This is a genomic window from Burkholderia sp. M6-3 (assembly GCF_050858985.1).
GTDB classification, from domain to species: Bacteria; Pseudomonadota; Gammaproteobacteria; order Burkholderiales; family Burkholderiaceae; genus Paraburkholderia; species Paraburkholderia caledonica.
Map to the genome: position 1 here is coordinate 72720 of NZ_CP110090.1, position 13254 is coordinate 85973.

General features: G+C 62.4%; 12 protein-coding genes. 5 read left to right on the plus strand and 7 right to left on the minus strand.

Annotated elements, in window-relative coordinates; all coding sequences use genetic code 11:
* Nucleotides 1–128: 128 nt before the first annotated feature.
* The 3 genes from mreD to OH764_RS00295 all read right to left on the minus strand — a co-directional run bounded on the left by mreD (nt 129) and on the right by OH764_RS00295 (nt 2943).
* Nucleotides 129–641, minus strand: a complete 513-nt coding sequence (mreD, locus tag OH764_RS00285) for a rod shape-determining protein MreD (RefSeq protein WP_020067261.1) — start codon at nt 639–641, stop codon at nt 129–131.
* A complete protein-coding gene (gene mreC, locus OH764_RS00290; RefSeq protein ID WP_498847610.1) occupies nt 638–1747 on the minus strand; it encodes a rod shape-determining protein MreC in 1110 nt (369 codons plus the stop codon). Before mreC ends, mreD begins: the two co-directional genes overlap by 4 nt.
* Before the next feature lie 152 nt (nt 1748–1899).
* Complete coding sequence (locus tag OH764_RS00295) at nt 1900–2943, minus strand: rod shape-determining protein (RefSeq protein ID WP_004189550.1); 1044 nt, start codon at nt 2941–2943, stop codon at nt 1900–1902.
* 376 nt (nt 2944–3319) lie between these two features.
* Between OH764_RS00295 and gatC the strand changes: the two genes are divergently transcribed.
* The 5 genes from gatC (at nt 3320) to OH764_RS00320 (ending at nt 8616) form a co-directional block, all read left to right on the plus strand.
* Nucleotides 3320–3619 carry an Asp-tRNA(Asn)/Glu-tRNA(Gln) amidotransferase subunit GatC gene (gene gatC, locus OH764_RS00300; RefSeq protein ID WP_020067259.1) on the plus strand — a complete coding sequence of 100 codons (300 nt, stop codon included), beginning with the start codon at nt 3320–3322 and terminating at the stop codon, nt 3617–3619.
* Between the two features lie 181 nt (nt 3620–3800).
* The gene (gene gatA / locus OH764_RS00305; protein ID WP_498847611.1) at nt 3801–5288 is read left to right on the plus strand and encodes an amidase; all 1488 of its coding nucleotides are present in this window, start codon (nt 3801–3803) and stop codon (nt 5286–5288) included.
* Between the two features lie 5 nt (nt 5289–5293).
* Nucleotides 5294–6769, plus strand: coding sequence for an Asp-tRNA(Asn)/Glu-tRNA(Gln) amidotransferase subunit GatB (gene gatB, locus OH764_RS00310; protein ID WP_498847612.1), 1476 nt, complete (start codon nt 5294–5296; stop codon nt 6767–6769).
* Between the two features lie 174 nt (nt 6770–6943).
* Entirely contained in the window at nt 6944–7780 is an 837-nt protein-coding gene (locus tag OH764_RS00315; protein ID WP_498847613.1) for a polyphosphate kinase 2 family protein, read from the plus strand.
* 56 nt (nt 7781–7836) lie between these two features.
* Nucleotides 7837–8616: an exodeoxyribonuclease III gene (locus OH764_RS00320; protein WP_498847614.1), complete on the plus strand. Its 780-nt coding sequence runs from the start codon at nt 7837–7839 to the stop codon at nt 8614–8616.
* Between the two features lie 88 nt (nt 8617–8704).
* On the opposite strand, the gene OH764_RS00325 is transcribed toward OH764_RS00320, so the two are convergent.
* The 4 genes from OH764_RS00325 to metX are packed head-to-tail and all read right to left on the minus strand — an operon-like array spanning nt 8705 to nt 13141.
* Nucleotides 8705–9985, minus strand: coding sequence for a M48 family metallopeptidase (locus tag OH764_RS00325; RefSeq protein ID WP_498847615.1), 1281 nt, complete (start codon nt 9983–9985; stop codon nt 8705–8707).
* On the minus strand, nt 9982–11376 hold the full coding sequence (locus tag OH764_RS00330; RefSeq protein WP_498847616.1) for an AmpG family muropeptide MFS transporter: 1395 nt from the start codon (nt 11374–11376) through the stop codon (nt 9982–9984). The genes OH764_RS00325 and OH764_RS00330 overlap by 4 nt, the downstream gene beginning before the upstream one ends.
* 14 nt (nt 11377–11390) lie before the next feature.
* Entirely contained in the window at nt 11391–11999 is a 609-nt protein-coding gene (metW, locus tag OH764_RS00335) for a methionine biosynthesis protein MetW (RefSeq protein ID WP_020067251.1), read from the minus strand.
* The gene (gene metX / locus OH764_RS00340) at nt 11996–13141 is read right to left on the minus strand and encodes a homoserine O-acetyltransferase (protein ID WP_498847617.1); all 1146 of its coding nucleotides are present in this window, start codon (nt 13139–13141) and stop codon (nt 11996–11998) included. Before metX ends, metW begins: the two co-directional genes overlap by 4 nt.
* Nucleotides 13142–13254: the final 113 nt, after the last annotated feature.

Genomic DNA, 13254 nt, shown 5'->3' on the forward strand with positions numbered 1-13254 from the left:
AGGCCGGGCGACGGCCATCATGAGTGTGCGCCTGATCCGGCCTGAACCGGAAGGCATGAACAGCGAAGGGCGTCGAACGGGCGGAAGAAATGAGTTCCATGAGGACCGCCTGCGCGCTCGACGCCTTGTTAAATTGGCCGCGTGTCGTCGGGGTCGGCTGGCCGGCGTTGCGGCATCAACAGCAGCAGGCTCGCGACGGGCCACAGCGCGGCTTCGACGAACCCGTCGATCAGATAACCCCAGCCGGGAAAGGCCGCGCCCGTCAGCAGACGGATGACGAACGGCACCAGTTGAGCGATCACCAGGAGCGGCATGACGGCGAAAGTCTGCACGCCGAGCGACATCCACAGGACGCGGCGATGGATCGTGATTGCGCCATACGACAGCAGCGTGTACGCGAGCGCGTGCTCGCCCAGCAAACTGGCGTTGTGCACGTCCATTAGCAGACCCAGGAAAAACGCGATCCCCATGCCGACCTTGCGCGGCTGATGCACATTCCAGAACAGCAGCACGAGCGCGACGAAGTCAGGCACGCCGATCAGGCGCCCCCACGGCATCAGGTTCAGCAGAAAGGCCGCAGCGAGGCTGAACGCGATGAAGTACGGATTGACCGGCTGCAGAATGTATTGCGGACGGTTCATGGCTTCACCCCCGGCGCGGCTTGGGGCCTGGCTTTTTCGACGGCGGCGGGTTTCTTTGACGCAGCCGGCTTCTGGTCGACCGGCGCCGCTTTACCTGCCTGACCAGGCGCGCTTGCCGCGGGCTTGGTGGCGTTCTTGTCAGCGGCCGGCTTTTCCGCCGGTTTGGCGGATTTGTCGGCGGCGGCGGCCTTGCTGTCGGCCGCTTTCGCGCCTTTCTTTGCCTTCGCGTCTTTAGCCGACAGCTCCGGCTCTTCAGCCGGACGCGGCGGCACGTCGGCCACGTAGTGCAGCACCAGCAACTGACGCGCGCCGCGCACCGGCGCGATAGGCAGGCAGATGACGCGCGCAAATGCGGTGTCCGCCTGCTTGTCGACGCGGACCACCTTGGCGACCGGCAGCCCCGGCGGGTACACGCCGTCGAGCCCGCTCGTGACGAGTTCGTCGCCCGTCTGGACGTCGGCGCTGATCGGCACGAAGCGCAGATCGAGCGTGTCGCCCTTCGGCGTGCCGTAGATCACGCTGCGCAAGCCGGTGCGAACGATCTGCACTGGCACAGCCTGGTCTTTGTCGGTGAGCAGCGTCACTTCGGCCTGTAGCGGGAACACGCGGGTAACCTGGCCGATCACGCCGTCTTCGTTGACGACCGGCGAACCGTTCTGAATGCCTTGCTGCGCGCCGCGGTTGATTACGACCTTCTGCGTGAACGGATCGCGTGTGTCGTACTGGATTTCCGCGGGCAGCGATTGCGTGGTCGCACGTTGCGAAAGTTGCAGCAACGCGCGCAAATGGGCGTTTTCAGCGGATAGCTCAGCGGCCGTGTTCGCCTGCTGTGCGAGCTGGAGGTTCCTGGTATGCAACTTTTCGTTGTCGCTGCGCAGCGTGGCGCTGGTCACGGCCAGATCGGCGGCGCCCATGAAAACGTCGCGCGGCACGAGCGCCGCTCGTTGCAACGGATAAAGACCCGCGCCGAGCACGCCCCGAACGATTTCGAGCGTTCTGAAGCGTGCGTCGGAGATCAGCAAAGCCAGCGCGAGCACGACGAAAAACAGCAGTCGGGCGAGAGCGGATGGGCCTTGCTTGAACAGGGGCGGCGGACTGTATTCCATGGTCGGCGCCGGGGGCGTAAGCGGTTGGGTGAGGCGGCGGCGCGCTGGAAACGCGAGTTCAGCGTACGGAGGCTGGTTGGCCCAGCCAACGGCAAACCGGCCCGCAAGGGGCCGTTTGCCAGATCCGCGCTACTGACATCGATCTCGCTCGCTTACTCGTACGAGAAGATGCTGCCGAGCTTGTCCATGCGCTCGAGCGCCATGCCCGAGCCGCGCACGACGCACGTTAGCGGGTCTTCAGCGACGAGCACCGGCAGACCGGTTTCTTCGGCGAGCAGGCGGTCCAGATCGCGCAGCAGCGCGCCACCGCCCGTCAGCATCATGCCGCGCTCGGCGATGTCCGCGCCCAGTTCCGGCGGCGTTTGTTCGAGCGCAATCTTGACCGACGAGACGATCTGGTTGAGCGGATCGGTCAGTGCTTCGAGAATTTCGTTGCTGGAGATGGTGAAGCTGCGCGGAATGCCTTCCGACAGATTGCGGCCCTTCACTTCCATTTCCTTTACTTCGGAACCCGGGAAGGCCGAGCCGATTTCCTTCTTGATGGCTTCGGCGGTTTGCTCGCCGATCAGCATGCCGTAGTTGCGGCGGATGTAGTTGACGATAGCTTCGTCGAACTTGTCGCCGCCAACGCGCACGGAGCCCTTGTACACGATGCCGCCGAGCGAGATCACGCCGACTTCGGTCGTGCCGCCGCCAATGTCGACGACCATGGAGCCGGTCGCTTCCGACACCGGCAGGCCGGCGCCGATTGCGGCGGCCATGGGTTCTTCAATGAGGTACACCTGCGAAGCGCCGGCGCCGTGAGCCGCTTCCTTGATGGCGCGGCGCTCGACCTGCGTCGAACCGCACGGCACGCAAATGATGATGCGCGGCGACGGCGAGAACATGCGCGACTCATGAGCAGTTTTGATGAACTGCTTGATCATCTGCTCGGTCACCGTGAAGTCGGCGATCACGCCGTCTTTCATGGGGCGGATCGCCTCAATATTGCCCGGCACCTTGCCAAGCATCTGCTTGGCTTCCTTGCCGACTGCCTGAATGGTTTTCTTGCCGTTGGGACCGCCTTCCTGGCGGATCGAAACCACCGACGGTTCATCGAGAACGATGCCTTTGCCACGCATGTAGATGAGCGTGTTGGCGGTGCCTAGATCAATCGCCAGATCGTTGGAGAAGTAGCTGCGCAAAAAACCGAACATTCAAAATCCTGTCTCGCTTGGAGCCGGCCCTCGCAACGATGCGCAGGGCGGCAGCGGAAAAAAATAACAGCTTCAACCGGGCGAAGCGGCGCCACCGGAACTTGAAGCTGCGAGGGAGTCTACCGGAGGCCGAAGCAAGGCCGAGTCAGAAATATCCGAACTATCTTTACGAATTGTCCAGAAAGGCCTTGGTAAGTCGGTCCGGGTTTGGGTCGAACGCGTAATGATACCTTATAATTTTGGATGTTTTGAAGGAAACGGACGGCACTTTTTGCCGCCGCTGGCCCCTTTTTCGAGGTCATCCTCCCGCGTCGTAACCCACTGTCGCAGCGCTCTTTTCGCGTTGCGGCGGTCTGCCACTTTTTCCGGTGACTGCATGGCTTTGACCCTGACCGATGTTAAGCGCATCGCGCATCTCGCGCGGCTCGAACTGGCCGACGCCGACGCCGAACACACGCTTGCCCAGCTCAACGACTTTTTTGGCCTCGTCGAGCAGATGCAGGCGGTCGATACGACAGGCATCGCACCGCTTGCCCATCCGATCGAACAGATCGAAGACGTTGCGCTGCGCCTGCGCGACGACGTGGTGACCGAAACGATCGAACGCGAAGCTTTTCAGCGTCCCGCGCCGGCCGTGCAGGACGGTCTGTATCTCGTGCCGAAGGTGATCGAATAAGACCCGCATGGCGAGCCCCGCGCAGCTCGCGGGCAGCGCGCCGGGAAAAGGCATGCCGTTTCCCGCGCGGCCCTCGCGGGCGCTGCTGGGAGCCCACACCCCGGCCGGGCTTGCTGGCGCGCAATCGAACGCCTCCACGGCAGCGTGATCCGCGCTGCCGCGCTTTCCAGGACAAAACGCAATGCATGAAAAAAGTCTCACCGAACTGCGCGCCGCACTGGCGGCGAAGGAATGCTCCGCCGTCGAACTGGCGCAGCTGTATCTCAAGCGCATCGACGCGGCCAATAGCCTGAACGCTTTCATTCAGGTCGACGCGGACCTGACGCTCGCGCAGGCAAAGGCTGCGGACGCGCTGCTCCACGCGGGCCACGGCGGTCCGCTGACCGGCGTGCCCATTGCGCACAAAGATGTGTTCGTCACCAAGGGCTGGCGCTCCACTGCCGGCTCGAAAATGTTGTCGAACTACGAAAGCCCGTTCGACGCAACGGTGGTCGAGCGTCTGCAGAAGGCGGGCATGGTTTGCGTGGGCAAGACCAATATGGACGAATTCGCAATGGGCTCGTCCAACGAAAATTCGTACTTTGGTCCCGTACAAAACCCGTGGGATCGTCAGGCCGTGCCCGGCGGCTCGTCGGGCGGTTCCGCGGCGGCTGTCGCCGCGCGCCTCGCGCCCGCCGCGACCGGCACCGACACCGGCGGCTCGATCCGTCAGCCGGCGTCGTTCTCGGGCATCACCGGCATCAAGCCTACGTATGGCCGCGTGTCGCGCTACGGCATGATCGCGTTTGCGTCGTCGTTGGATCAGGGCGGCCCGATGGCGCAGAGCGCCGCCGATTGCGCCACGCTGCTCAACGCAATGGCCGGCTTCGACGAGCGCGATTCCACGAGCCTCGTGCGCGACGACGAAAACTACACGCGCTATCTCGGCCAGCCCTGGAAGCAGGACGGCGCCGGCAAGCCGCTCGCCGGTCTGCGCATCGGCCTGCCGAAAGAATATTTCGGCGCGGGTCTCGCCGACGACGTGCGTGCTTCTATCGACGCTGCGTTGAAGGAATACGAAGCACTCGGCGCAACGCTCGTCGAAGTATCGTTGCCGAAAACCGAGCTGTCGATCCCGGTCTACTACGTGATCGCGCCGGCGGAGGCGTCGTCGAACCTGTCGCGGTTCGACGGCGTGCGCTTTGGCCATCGGGCCGCGGAATATCGCGATCTGCTCGACATGTACAAGAAGTCGCGGGCCGAAGGTTTCGGTCCGGAAGTGAAGCGCCGCATCATGGTCGGCGCTTACGTGTTGTCGCACGGGTATTACGACGCGTACTACCTGCAGGCGCAGAAAATCCGCCGCATCATCGCGCAGGACTTCCAGGAAGCGTTCAAGCAGTGCGACGTGATCATGGGGCCGGTCGCGCCGTCGGTGGCGTGGGATTTGGGCGCGAAGGGCGACGACCCGGTGCAGATGTATCTCGCCGACGTCTACACGCTGTCGGTGAGCCTCGCCGGTTTGCCCGGTATGAGCGTGCCGTGCGGCTTCGGCGCGGGCGCGAACGCGCAGCGCCCTGTGGGATTGCAGATCATCGGCAACTATTTCAATGAAGCCCGGATGCTGCAGGTGGCCGACGCGTTCCAGCGTGCGACCGACTGGCACCGTAAAGCACCGGCAGGAGTGTGAGCACCATGACCAAGCAATGGGAAGTCGTGATCGGTCTGGAGACCCACGCGCAGCTGTCCACGCAATCGAAGATTTTTTCGGGCTCCCCGACGCAATTCGGCGCCGCGCCCAACACGCAGGCGAGCCCCGTCGATCTCGCGTTGCCGGGCACGTTGCCGGTGATGAACCGCGGCGCTGTAGAACGCGCAATCCAGTTCGGCCTCGCAATCGGTGCAACGGTCGCGCCGCGCAGCATCTTCGCGCGCAAGAATTATTTTTATCCCGACCTGCCGAAGGGCTATCAGATCAGCCAGTACGAAATTCCCGTCGTGCAGGGCGGCCAGGTGACGATTCAGGTGCCGGCCAACGAGAAAGCGGGCAAGGAAGCGTATTCGAAGGTCGTCAATCTCACCCGTGCGCATCTGGAAGAAGACGCAGGCAAGTCGCTGCACGAAGACTTCGCGGGCATGACGGGCATCGACCTGAATCGCGCGGGCACGCCGCTGCTCGAAATCGTCACCGAGCCTGAAATGCGCAGCGCGGCAGAGGCCGTCGCATACGCAAAAACGCTGCATACGCTCGTGACCTGGCTCGGCATTTGCGACGGGAACATGCAGGAAGGATCGTTCCGTTGCGATGCGAACGTGTCGGTGCGTCCGGTCGGTCAGGCGGAGTTCGGCACGCGAGCCGAGATCAAGAACCTCAACTCGTTCCGCTTTCTGGAAGAAGCGATCCAGTATGAGGTGCGCCGTCAGATCGAACTGATCGAAGACGGCGGGACGGTGGTGCAGGAAACGCGTCTATACGATCCGGATAAGCGTGAAACGCGTTCCATGCGCAGCAAGGAAGACGCGCACGATTACCGCTATTTCCCCGATCCCGATCTCATGCCGCTCGTGGTCGACGCGGCGTGGGTCGCGCGCGTGAAGAGCGAAATGCCGGAGTTGCCCGAAGCGATCCAGCAGCGCTTCGTGTCGCAGTACGGCCTGACGCCGTACGACGCGAACGTGCTCACGTCGAGCAAGGCAATGGCCGCGTACTACGAAGCGGTAGTCGTCAAGCTCGGTGCGGGCAACGCCAAGGTCGCGGCGAACTGGCTGATGGGCGAGGTGTCGTCGCAGCTCAATCGCGAAGGTCTCGATATGGCGGACTGCCCTGTGTCGTCCGCGCAACTGGCGTTGCTGCTGCAGCGCATTGCAGACGGCACGATCTCCAACAAGATCGCAAAGGAAATTTTCCTCGCGATCTGGGAAGAGAAGGCCACAGACGAAGGCGCCGCCGACCGCATCATCGAAGCGAAGGGTTTGAAGCAAATCTCCGACACGGGCGCGCTTGAGGCGATCATCGACGAAGTGCTCGCTGCGAATCAGAAGTCGGTTGAGGAGTACCGCGCAGGCAAGGAGAAGGCGTTTAACGCGCTGATCGGTCAGGCAATGAAAGCGACGAAGGGCAAGGCCAATCCGGCGCAGGTCAACGAACTGCTGAAGAAAAAGCTGTCGTGAGCCGGAGCGTGGCTGAAGCTGAAGTGAAGTGCAGTTGAAGAGAAAATACGGCTGAAGCGCTCGCGCTTTAGCGACAGCGGGCTGTTGCCGGAAACGAAAGTTGGGGGCAACGGCCCGTTTCATTTCGCGGTCGCGCTTTTGCGAGCCGCTGAACGCAGATCACGGAGTATGTGGATGGCGAAGCAACCCGAACTCGACGATTTCCGCGTGCCTCATTTCGAGGCCAAGAAGAACGGCAAGTTTTCGCTCGATGATTTCGATCCCGCTGCAAAACCGTTTTCGACGGGATCGAAAGACACCGACCGCGAGCGTCTCTCAGAAATTGGCGCGAAGCTGGACAGCTTGCAGGAATGCCTGCACGCGCAGCAGAAACGGCGCGTGTTGCTGGTCCTTCAAGGCATGGACACGAGCGGCAAGGACGGCACGATTCGCGCGGTGTTTCACGAAGTCGATCCGCTCGGTTTGCGGATTGTGCCGTTCAAGGCGCCGACGCCCGTGGAACTCGCGCATGATTTTCTCTGGCGCGTCCATTCGCAGGCGCCTGCTGCCGGCGAGCTAACTATCTTCAACCGCAGCCACTACGAAGATCTGCTGGTGCCGACCGTCCTCGGCTCGCTCGACGACGACGCGTTCAACACACGTTGCCGACACATCCGGCAGTTCGAGGAGTTGCTCGCCGACAGTTGCACGACAATCGTCAAGTGCATGCTGCATATTTCGAAAGACGAACAGCGCGCGCGCCTGCAAGCGCGGATCGACGACCCGACCAAGCACTGGAAATTCGACGTCTCCGATCTCGACGCGCGCAAACAGTGGGACAAGTATCAGGCCGTGTATCGCGACGCCCTCGCCGCGACTTCCACCGAATACGCGCCGTGGTACGTGATTCCCGCCGACTCGAAAACGCATCGCAACCTGATGGTCGCCGAACTGCTGTTGCGTACGTTCGAAGCGCTCAAGCTCGAATATCCGCCCGCGAAACAATCGCTGAAGGGCGTCAAGGTCGAGTGACTTTCGCCGTTCGCTCCGAACGAATCTCACAAACGAATTGAAGATAAAGGAACGACATGTTGCGTGTGATTACCGCCAACCTGAACGGCATCCGCTCAGCGGCGAAGAAGGGTTTCTTCGACTGGTTTGGCGAGCAGAATGCCGACGTGCTCTGCGTGCAGGAAATCAAATGTTCGCAAGACGACATGACGCCGGAATTCCTCGCGCCGCACGACTTCACCGGCTATTTCCAGCACGCCGTGAAGAAGGGCTATAGCGGCGCGGGCGTCTATACGCGTCATGAGCCGGACGAAGTCGTGATTGGCTTCGGCAGCGAGGAGTTCGATCCTGAAGGGCGCTACGTCGAACTGCGTTTCGGCAAGCTGTCGATCGTGTCGGTGTATGTCCCGTCAGGGTCGAGCGGTGAGGAGCGCCAGCAGGCCAAATACCGTTTCATGGACGAGTTCATGCCGCATCTCGCGGAACTTTCCCGTGAGCGCGAAGTGATCGTGTGCGGCGACGTGAACATCGTCCACAAGGAAATCGACATCAAGAACTGGAAGAGCAACCAGAAGAACTCGGGTTGCCTGCCGGAAGAGCGCGCGTGGCTCACCAAGCTGTTCGACGAAGTCGGTTACGTGGATGTATTCCGCACGCTCGATCAGCGACCGGAGCAATACACGTGGTGGAGCAATCGCGGCCAGGCGTATGCGAAGAACGTGGGGTGGCGAATCGACTACCAGATCGCGACGCCGGGCATCGCTAGCAAGGCGAAACGCACCGACGTGTTTCGCGACATCAAGTTCAGCGACCACGCGCCGCTCACGGTCGACTACGACCACGACGTGAAGAAGTGAATTTAACGTTCGTCGCCAGGCGGCTGGAACATGCGTAGCTCGATTGTGAGCAACGTCTGACAGGACGTGCGGAGTTGCTCGAGCCGTCTTAGTCGCGCGCGAGCTTGCGGCGCGGGCGGCCCATGCCGGCGTAGTCCGGGAGCGCATCCACGGTCTTGCCAATGGCTTTTGCATAGAGCGGCAGCATATCGGGCAAGCGCTTGATGATGTCGTCGCGGCGCGCCGGCGTGTACGGGTGCACGTAGATGAAGCCCTGCTCGCGATTGCTGCGCGTGGCCTGAGCGAGTTTGTCCCAAAGCGTCACTGCCGCGCGCGGATCGAAGCCTGCGCGAGAGGCGATGTCGCTGCCGATCACGTCGGCTTCGGTCTCGTCAGTGTTTTCGTACTTCATTTCGAGCAGGCGGGAGCCGATGCCGAGCGGCGCCATGCCGAGATCCGCAAGACCGAACAGCTGTGGAATCGTGCCCGACGAATTGACCTGGCTCGCCTGCAATTGACCGAGCCGCTCCCGCGCATGTTCACGCAGCGCATGCGCGATCTCGTGGCCGATCAGCATGCCGAGTTCGTTGTCGTTCAGATGCGCGCGGTCGAGCAGTCCACCGTACACGACAATCTTGCCGCCGGGCAGGCAGTACATACGAACGTCGGGCGAGCGCACCACGGCGACATCCCACTTCCAACCCTTTGCCCGCTCGTTCCATTTGAGCGAGTACGGCACCATTTTGTCGACGATCGAGCGGACACGTGTCACGTGCGCATCAGTGTCGCCGTAGAGGCGGTTTGCGTGCTCCGCACCGTACGCGATCTGGCTGAACTCCTCGGCGGCTTGCGCCTCGAGCACCGGCGACGGCACCAGATTACGGAACACGAGATAGTCGCCGAAGCGCAACTGGTTGTTCGGGCTGTACGGCACCGACCCGGCCGCGCCCGCTGGGGGTTTCGTCGCGCCAGTGGGCGAAGACGTTGCCGTCGGGGTTCGCACGATAGCGGGTGGTTGCGCCGATGCACCGGGCGACGTGCCTGCGGCCTGCCCGCTCCCGGAGGGTGTCGCGTTGGCCGCACTGCTCGCGGCCGGTGTCGCGGAAGTGGCGCTTTCCGCGCCGGCGGATGGCGCTGCGGATTTTGTGACCGGCGCCGGCGGTGCTGCCGCTGTTGCATTAGCGGACGTGCCGGCGGTGGCACTGTTACCAGTAGCCGGGGCCGCAGCCGCGGGGAGCGCTGCCGCGGCTGCATAAGCGCCGGAGGGTGCTGCGGCACTCACCAGGCTCAGAAAGCCAAGGCTCAACGCTGCATGCCACCCGCGGCGGGCCTTGCACCACGCAGCACGCGGGACCGGCGACAACAACCGCTTCGGGAGACGCACCTTCACGACCGGTCTCTCCACGGCGCGATGCGCAACAGAAGCAGCATGCCCGGCACGGCTAACGCCGTGCAGACAATGAAGTAGTCCAACCAGCCGATCTTTGCCACCACGTAGCCGCTCGCCGCCGAAGCCAGCGTGCGCGGCACCGAAGCGAGACTCGTGAAGAGCGCGAACTGGGTAGCCGTGTAGCGCGGGTCCGTGGTGCTGGCGATGTACGCGGTGAAAGCCGCCATCGTCAGACCAGTAGAGAAGGTTTCGAAACCGTAGACCAGCGCGAGCGCGACAGAGCGCGGCTCGAGTTGCACTGACCAGTCGACGCCGATGAACGCGAGCAGTCTCGTCGTAACTTCGCTTATCCACACGGCGATGTCATAAACCGCCGTCAAACCGGGCGAGGCGGGTCCGAGATGCGCAAGCCATGCGAAGCCGAGCGTCGACACCATCTGCAGGATGCCGAAGATCCACAAGCCTCGCCCGATGCCGATTTTCATCAGCCAGATACCGCCGACGATTCCGCCCGCGAGACTCGCACCGAACGCCGTAGTCTTCGCGATCACGCCGATCTGCGTGCGCGAGAAGCCGATGTCGAGGAAGAACGACGTGGACAACGTCGTTGCCATGGTGTCGCCGAGCTTGTAGAGAAAGATGAAGCCGAGCACGAACAGCGCGCCGCGCCAGCCGTCACGATCGAGGAATTCGCGGAACGGCTGCACGATCGCTTCGCGCAGATTCTTGGGCGGCGTGCCGTGCACTTCGGGTTCGCGCACAACGAGCGTCATCACCATACCGGGCACCATGAACGCTGCGGTGACCATGAACACGCTAGTCCACGGCAAATGATCCGACAGAATGAGCGCGAGCGACCCGGGTACCAGCGCTGCGATCTTGTAGGCATTCACGTGCACCGCGTTGCCAAGGCCTTGTTGCGTGTCGCTTAGCAATTCACGCCGGTATGCGTCGATCGAAATGTCCTGGCTTGCGCCAAAGAATGCGACCAGCGCCGTCAATGCCGCGACGGTCCAGATCGAGTCGCGCGGCGACACGAAGCCCAACGTTGCGATGGCCCCCGCGACCAGAATCTGCGTGACGAGCATCCAGCCGCGCCGTCTGCCCGGGCGCCAGCCCGGAAAGCGCGGGACGTAGCGGTCCATCAACGGGGCCCAGATGAATTTCCAGGTGTACGGGAACTGGATCAGCGCAAAGAGGCCGATTTCCTTCAGATTGACGCCTTCGGAGCGTAACCACGCCTGCACCAGGTAGACGAGCGTGAACAGCGGCAGTCCCGACGTAAAGCCGAGAAAGACGCAGATCAGCATGCGCGTATTAAAAAACGCGCGCCAGCCGGGATGTTCTTCGTGAGCGGTAAGTGCAGGCGCCTCGTGCGGCGGGTTCGACATGTGGATAACTTGCGTTAGCTTTTCTTGACGCGATAGACCGCAAGACTACCACGCCAGTTCACGCCCCATCGCACCGTCTGACCGTCGTGCAGTACCACACGGTCCAGAATTTCGATGCCGACTTCGGGCGCGAGCGCCTCGAAGTCCTTGATGGTCAGCACCCGCACGTTCGGCGTGTTGTGCCATTGATAAGGCAGTGACTTCGACACCGGCATGCGTCCCTGCAGCACGGAAAGACGGTGCGCCCAGTAGCCGAAGTTCGGGAACGACACAATACATTCACGGCCGACACGCACGGTCTCGCGCAAAATCGCGGCGGTCTGGTGAATGGTTTGCAGTGTCTGCGACAGAACCGCGAAATCGAAGCTGCCGTCTTCGAAGAGGCGCAGGCCGTCTTCCAGATTCTGCTGGATCACGTTGACGCCGTTTTGCGTCGCGGCCAGTACGCCGGCGTCGTTGATCTCGATGCCGTAGCCTTGCACGTCCAGTTCCTCGGTGAGCAGCGACAACAGCGAGCCGTCGCCGCAGCCGAGATCCAGCACGGTGGCGCGCGGTTCGACCCAGCGGGCGATCGCGCGAAAGTCCGGGCGCAGCGCCAGATAGTCCAGAGCTCGCTGGTTCATGCGTTCACCTCGTCCGCAATGCGTTCGTAGTAGGCGCGCATCAGGTTGTGATAGCGCGCGTCGTCGAGCAGGAAGGCGTCGTGACCGTGCGGCGCGTCGATTTCCGCGTAGGTGACGGTGCGCTTGTGATCGAGCAGCGCCTTCACGAGTTCGCGCGAACGGGCCGGCGCGAAACGCCAGTCGGTTGTGAAGCTCGCGATCAGATACTTCGCCGTTGTATGGGCAACGGCCGCTGTCAGATCTCCTTCGAAGGCTTTCGCCGGATCGAAGTAGTCGAGCGCGCGCGTGATCAGTAGATAGGTGTTGGCGTCGAAGTAGTCGGCGAACTTGTCGCCCTGATAGCGCAGATACGACTCCACCTCGAACTCCACGTCGAAGTTGAAGTTGTATGCGTCGAGCGCGCCCTCGGCACGGCGCAGCGACCGGCCGAATTTCTCGGCCATGTCGTCGTCCGACAGATATGTGATGTGGCCGATCATTCGTGCGACACGCAGGCCGCGTTTCGGCTTCACGTTATGCGCGTAGTAGTTGCCGCCGTGGAAGTCGGGGTCCGACAGGATCGCCGAGCGCGCCACCTCGTTGAACGCGATGTTTTGCGCCGACAACTTGGGCGTCGACGCCACCACGATGCAATGCCCGACCCGCTCCGGATACATCATGCTCCACGCGAGCGCCTGCATGCCGCCCAAGCTGCCGCCCATCACAGCGGCAAAGCGTGTAATGCCGAACTGATCCGCGACGCGCGCCTGGGCGTTGACCCAGTCTTCCACCGTGACCACGGGGAACGTCGCGCCGTATGGATTGCCGGTGGCGGGATCGATGCTCATGGGACCCGTCGAGCCGAAGCACGAGCCGAGATTGTTCACGCCGATCACGAAGAACTTATTGGTGTCGAGCGGCTTGCCGGGGCCGACCATGTTGTCCCACCAGCCTATGTCCTTCGGATTGTCCGCATAGACACCTGCGACGTGATGCGACGCGTTCAGCGCGTGACACACGAGTACCGCATTGCTGCGCGCAGCGTTGAGCGTGCCATACGTCTCGACCATCAGGTCGTAGCTGGCGAGCGAGCTGCCGTTTTGCAGACGCAACGGCTCGGTGAAATGCATTTTTTGTGGAGCGACGATACCGATCGATTCCATTCATTCCGCCATTTGACAAAGACAGGGCGGCTAGACGGCGTCGGCAAAGCACGGAGGAGAAAGACTTGTGCGCGGCTGACGACCTCTTTAGCCGCATTTATAGTGAACCGCGG

What these genes read in the sequence shown, in the direction of transcription:
- gatC (WP_020067259.1), top strand. Translation starts at nt 3,320, where the DNA reads ATGGCTTTGACCCTGACCGATGTTAAGCGCATCGCGCATCTCGCGCGG.
- OH764_RS00315 (WP_498847613.1), top strand. Translation starts at nt 6,944, where the DNA reads ATGGCGAAGCAACCCGAACTCGACGATTTCCGCGTGCCTCATTTCGAG.
- gatB (WP_498847612.1), top strand. Translation starts at nt 5,294, where the DNA reads ATGACCAAGCAATGGGAAGTCGTGATCGGTCTGGAGACCCACGCGCAG.
- metW (WP_020067251.1), bottom strand. Translation starts at nt 11,999, where the DNA reads ATGAACCAGCGAGCTCTGGACTATCTGGCGCTGCGCCCGGACTTTCGC.
- OH764_RS00320 (WP_498847614.1), top strand. Translation starts at nt 7,837, where the DNA reads ATGTTGCGTGTGATTACCGCCAACCTGAACGGCATCCGCTCAGCGGCG.
- gatA (WP_498847611.1), top strand. Translation starts at nt 3,801, where the DNA reads ATGCATGAAAAAAGTCTCACCGAACTGCGCGCCGCACTGGCGGCGAAG.
- metX (WP_498847617.1), bottom strand. Translation starts at nt 13,141, where the DNA reads ATGGAATCGATCGGTATCGTCGCTCCACAAAAAATGCATTTCACCGAG.
- OH764_RS00295 (WP_004189550.1), bottom strand. Translation starts at nt 2,943, where the DNA reads ATGTTCGGTTTTTTGCGCAGCTACTTCTCCAACGATCTGGCGATTGAT.
- mreD (WP_020067261.1), bottom strand. Translation starts at nt 641, where the DNA reads ATGAACCGTCCGCAATACATTCTGCAGCCGGTCAATCCGTACTTCATC.
- mreC (WP_498847610.1), bottom strand. Translation starts at nt 1,747, where the DNA reads ATGGAATACAGTCCGCCGCCCCTGTTCAAGCAAGGCCCATCCGCTCTC.
- OH764_RS00330 (WP_498847616.1), bottom strand. Translation starts at nt 11,376, where the DNA reads ATGTCGAACCCGCCGCACGAGGCGCCTGCACTTACCGCTCACGAAGAA.